Below are 5,281 nucleotides of genomic sequence, written 5' to 3'. Positions count from 1 at the left end.
ACCATAATCAATCCAGTCTCCGGAATTAACCACTTTTACAGCCTCATCGGCCGATACTAATTTCTTGCGGTATTCATTTACATAATTCATATATAATTAATCACCTCCTGATGCATTGGAGTGATTTCTCCGGATTATTTTCATATGTCCGACATGTGACATGATAAAGGATGATATAGTCTCACATGAGGATGGTCCTTTTGTCACATGCATCACCAGCACAAGGTGCCGGATTTTTCAGAACCAGACTCCGCAGATAAACACAGATAAGATTTAATAATTATTTAAAGCTTATGGCTCAATCTTATTGCTTCTTTTCCAAAAACCGAGTTTTTCCGCTTCTTTAATCAACTCATCCCGGAACTGGGGATGGGCAATTTCTATGAGCCTTTCCGTTCGCTTCCAAACAGACTGGCACTTAAGCAGGGCCTTGCCATATTCGGTTACTACATAATGAGTCATTTGCCGGGAAACAGTGCAGGCCGCACCCGGGGTCAAAAAGGGTTTGATTTTGGATTGCAGCTGGCCACTCTTATCTTTGTAGGTGGATGAGGTGCAGAGAAAGCTCTTGCCGCCGGGAGAGTGATAGGCTCCCAGAACGAAATCCCACTGGCCCCCGGTTCCCGTAATCTGCCTTGGCCCCTGCATTTCCGAAGCTACTTGCCCGTAGAAGTCAATCTCCAGACAGCCATTGATGGAAATCACATTGGATAGTTGCGCTATAACATAAGGGTTATTGGTATAGTCTACCGAATAGGTTGCAATCATAGGATTATGATCCATGAACTCGTAAAGTTCTTGTGATCCCAGGGCAAAAGAACATACCATTTTTTTGCGGTCCAGTTCCTTTTTGGCACCGCTGATACACCCTTTTTTCCACATCTCATAATAGGCATCAGCCATCATCTCGGTGTGAACCCCCAGATCTCTTAATCCGGCTTCAGCAATTTTTTTACCCAGGTAGTTGGGCAGACCTCCTATTCCCAACTGGATGCAGCAACCATCATGAATATCTTCCAGAATGTACTCGGCAATCTTCATTTCTGCTTCGGTTGGTTCCAGGGGTGCCGGGTTAGCCATTAGCTCGTTTTCCCCTCTGACCACGAAATCAATTTCAGAAATATGGATATGGTTGCCATTTCCGCCATAGACATAAGGCATGTTTTCGTTTTCTTCAACGATAGCGATTTTGGCGTTTTCCAGAACAGCTTCACAATGCGAAGCATTTATGCCAAAATTGAAATAACCGTACTTGTCCATGGGGCAGACCCTCATCATAGCTACATCCATTTCCACTTCACGCCGCCGGTAGTAGCCTGGTACTTCATGATATAACAGCGGGGAAAAACTGCAGATACCCTGATCAGCCAGCTTGGCGTCAAAGGCGCTGTAATGCCAGCTATCCCATTGAAAATGCTTCATAGTGGGATCGCTTTGCGGAACCTCGGGAAAAGGCGGGAGGGAAATACCGCTTCTGATATGAACATCATAGAGCTCATCCTTTCTCTTGGCCAGAGCTCTATCCAGGGCTTTGGGATAGCCGTTAAAGTACATGTAGTCCACCCAATCACCTGATTTAACTACCTTTACGGCCTCTTCCGGGGTACGGAACTTGGCTTTGTATTCGCTTTCAAACATCTGCAACTCCTCCTTTATTTTCGATAATCAAGTAACGATGACTTTATAACGACAGCGTATATTACCTTGAATCTTGATTGGATAAACTTCTCCCTATTGGCGTGGTAATTGCTTTAAAAAGAGAAGTAACGGAAGTATATCCAAGTACTAATGTGATAAGCTAAAATATTCTCTTTTTCACTCCGCCTTCGGATAACTCCCGTTGCTTAAAGAAAGAATATATTATAAGGGGATTACTTTCCCTCCCGGGAAGTCAGTGTTTTTATGGAGCAGGTAGAAACAAAGCTGGCACATATGGCCGGGCTTCCACCCCTATCCTCTCATTTTCATTCTTATCATACCATCGTTACTGTGCCGTGTTTGCAAGATTTTTTTATCCTCATACTTATCCCTTAACCCTTAAATACATCACCAGCAATTACTATCTTCTGAATCTGGGCCGTTCCTTCAAATATCTGGAATATCTTGGCATCGCGGAAATATTTCTCTGCCAGGTAATCTTTAGTATAGCCATAGCCGCCATAAACCTGAACCGCATCGGTACTGACTTTCATAGCGGCCTCTCCTCCCCAGTACTTGGCCAGGGAAGCCATCTTGGTGTAGGGAAGCCCCAAATCCTGATTGCTGGCTGCTTTCTGGTAGAGCAAGCGTGCGGTTTCACAGAGTACGGCCATTTCCGCGATAATAAACTGAATACCTTGAAAGCTGGCTATGGGTTTGCCAAACTGCTGGCGTTCCTGGGCATACTTGACCGCGCACTCAAAAGCCCCCTGAGCAACACCGGTTGCCATGGCCCCCACTACGGCACGGGAAATGTCCAGGGTCTTCATTGCAATTTTAAAGCCATCCCCTTCTTTGCCCAGAAGGTTTTGGGCGGGTACCCGCACATCTTCGAATATCACCTGGGTGGTATTCGAACTCCTGATTCCTAATTTGTTTTCCGGCGGACTGATACTGATTCCAGGGCTATCCCTATCCACCATAAAGGCGCACATTCCCTTGTAACCCATTTTCTTGTCCAGAGTGGTAAAAACGGTATATAGATTGGCTACCCCGCCGTTGCTGATAAACTGCTTGGTGCCATTTAGAATATAATAGTCACCATCTTTGACACAACGGGTGGAAATCCCTCCGGCATCAGAACCGGCACCTGGTTCGGTCAGGCAGAATGCGGTTAAGGCTCCTTCCATCATGCGGCCATAAAACCACTTCTTTTGTTCATCGCTGGCAGCCACATAAACCGGATCGGGGCCCAGCAAGGTACTGGCAGCCAGGGTGGTTCCCAGCCCAGCATCACCGCGGCAGATTTCTTCAGATATGATGCACTGCCCCAGGTGGTCTATCCCTGGTCCGCCATATTCAGCCGGTACTCCGCAGGTCATAAGCCCCAATTCTTGCAGTTTTTTGACTGTATCCCAGGGGAAAGTATGATGTTCATCCCATTCCTGACAATAAGGCAATATTTCATTATCGGCAAAATCCCGCGCCATCTTCCGAATCATTTCTTGTTCTTCACTCAAACGAAAATCCATTCTTTCTCCTCCTCCCGATTTATATAAATTTTGATAATATAATCTTCAGTGCCTCATTAGGGTAGCAGTCTTCGCATTCTGCTCCCGTCTGGCTTATACATCTCTGCTCCACAATGAAGCCATGGCCATGCCGCCGCCGACGCATAGCGAGGCCCCGCCCAGGGTCTTACCCTGTTTTTCCAGCTCATAATACATGGATACAATAATTCGCAGTCCGGTGCATCCTACCGGGTGACCCAGAGCAATACCGGAACCATTGATGTTGCACTTATTCATATCCAGCTCAATTCCTGATTCTTCTTTCAGCATCCGGCCCACTCCCAGGAACTGAGCGGCAAAAGCTTCGTTAATCTCCCAGTAATCTACATCCTCAAATTTAATCCCGGCCTGTTTTAAACACTTGGGAATGGCTACCGCCGGCCCCAGGCCCATCACCGGAGGTTCAACTCCTTCACCGCAAATGTTTACCAGCTTCATCAAAGGTTTAAGCCCCAGTTCCTTGGCTTTAGCCCGGGACATAACTATGGCTGCAGCGGCACCGTCATTGATTCCCGAGGCATTGGCCGCGGTTACCACCCCGCCTTTTTTAAAAGCCGGAGGCAATTTGGCCATGGTTTCGAGACTGGCATCAGGTATCATGTGTTCATCAGTTTCATAGAACTTGCTGCCTTTTTTGCTCTTGATTTCCACCGGGACTATCTCCCGTTTGAATGTACCATCCTTTACCGCCCGGATAGCTCGTTGATGGCTCAGTAAAGCCAGTTGGTCGCATTCTTCCCGGGTAATCCCGTATTTCTCGGCCACATTTTCCGCAGTAAGTCCCATATGCCCGGGTACCTGTTCATCTATAAGACCATCATAAAGCATAACATCCTCCAAGCTGCCCGATCCTAACCGGTAACCCATTCTTCCTTTGGGTACCAGGTAGGGACAGTTGGTCATGCTTTCCGCACCTACTACCAGCGCTATTTCGGTTTTACCCAGCATAATGTTATGGCAAGCTATTTCCAAAGCCCGCATGGCCGAAGTGCAGTTCTGATTCACATTTACCGCACCGCTCCGGGCGGGAAGCCCCAACCTGATGGATACCTGCCTGGCGGGCAAAGAGCCGCAGCCATGGGGAAATACTTGCCCTACGCATATTTCATCGATTATATCAGCCGTTATGCCTGCCCGAGCGATGGCTTCCCGGCCCACAGTAAGGGAAAGCTCCCGGGAGGATACACCTTTAAGGCTGCCCATAAACCTGCCTATGGCCGTACGGCAGGCGCTAACCATTACGACTTCGTTTAGTTCCATTTGACAACTCTCCTTTTTTATTCTTATTTATTTGCCTTTAAATTCCGGCTTGCGCTTTTGCAGGAAGGCATTCATCCCTTCCTTCTGGTCTTCAGTAGAAAAAAGAAACGACCATAGCTTTTGCTCAAACACGAGACCGGAAGGCAGGTCTACATTTTCGGCATAATTCAAACACTTCTTGGCTGTTCGCAGGGCTATAGGCGAGCGAGAAGCAAAAGTACGGGCCATTTTCCGTGCTTCTTCCATCAGCTTTTCCCGGGGTAACACCATGGTCACCAGGCCAATCTTAAGAGCGGTATCACTATCAATGGGGCTGCCGGTAAACAGCAGGTGACGGGCCCAGCCCATTCCAACTATCCGTGTCAACCTCTGGCTGGCTCCGGCTCCGGGCATTATCCCCAGGTTGATCTCCGGCAAACCGAAACGGCTCCCTTCAGCCGCCAAGCGGATGTCACATACCAGAGCCAGTTCACAGCCTCCCCCCAGGGCCAGGCCAGCAATGGCAGCTATAACCGGCTTGTCACAATTGGCTATTTTGTCAAAAGCCCGGTGAACCAGAGTCACAAAAGACTCGGCCTGCAAGGTATTAAGCCCTGAAATATAAGCAATGTCTCCGCCGGCAGCAAAAACCTTCTCTCCCCCGGTAACTATCAGAGCCCTGACTTCATCATCAACCGCAATCTCGTCCATTAAGGCAGATAGTTCCAGCATCATCTGATCATTGATTCCATTCATGGTTTCCGGGCGGTTCAAGGTTATAATTCCTACCCCCGCTTCTTTCTGAAACAGCAGAGTTTTGAGCTCCATAATGT

Annotated in this window: 4 protein-coding genes; all 4 read right to left on the bottom strand. The window is 47.9% G+C overall.

What is annotated here, in order from left to right:
• Nucleotides 1-291: 291 nt before the first annotated feature.
• Nucleotides 292-1,638: an acetyl-CoA hydrolase/transferase C-terminal domain-containing protein gene (locus PHP87_RS10545; RefSeq protein ID WP_276624084.1), complete on the bottom strand. Its 1,347-nt coding sequence runs from the start codon at nt 1,636-1,638 to the stop codon at nt 292-294.
• Nucleotides 1,639-2,030: 392 nt separating this feature from the next.
• Nucleotides 2,031-3,170, bottom strand: a complete 1,140-nt coding sequence (locus PHP87_RS10540; RefSeq protein WP_276624083.1) for an acyl-CoA dehydrogenase family protein — start codon at nt 3,168-3,170, stop codon at nt 2,031-2,033.
• Nucleotides 3,171-3,263: 93 nt separating this feature from the next.
• Complete coding sequence (locus PHP87_RS10535) at nt 3,264-4,469, bottom strand: thiolase family protein (RefSeq protein ID WP_299921134.1); 1,206 nt, start codon at nt 4,467-4,469, stop codon at nt 3,264-3,266.
• 27 nt (nt 4,470-4,496) lie between these two features.
• The coding region (locus tag PHP87_RS10530) for an enoyl-CoA hydratase-related protein (RefSeq protein WP_366942932.1) at nt 4,497-5,281 on the bottom strand (785 nt) is incomplete at its 5' end.

Origin of the sequence: Syntrophomonas sp., assembly GCF_028707975.1 — a bacterium.
Classification (GTDB): Bacteria; Bacillota; Syntrophomonadia; order Syntrophomonadales; family Syntrophomonadaceae; genus Syntrophomonas.
The sequence above is the reverse complement of the archived record's forward strand: the minus strand, read 5'-3'. Positions and strand labels throughout refer to the sequence as shown.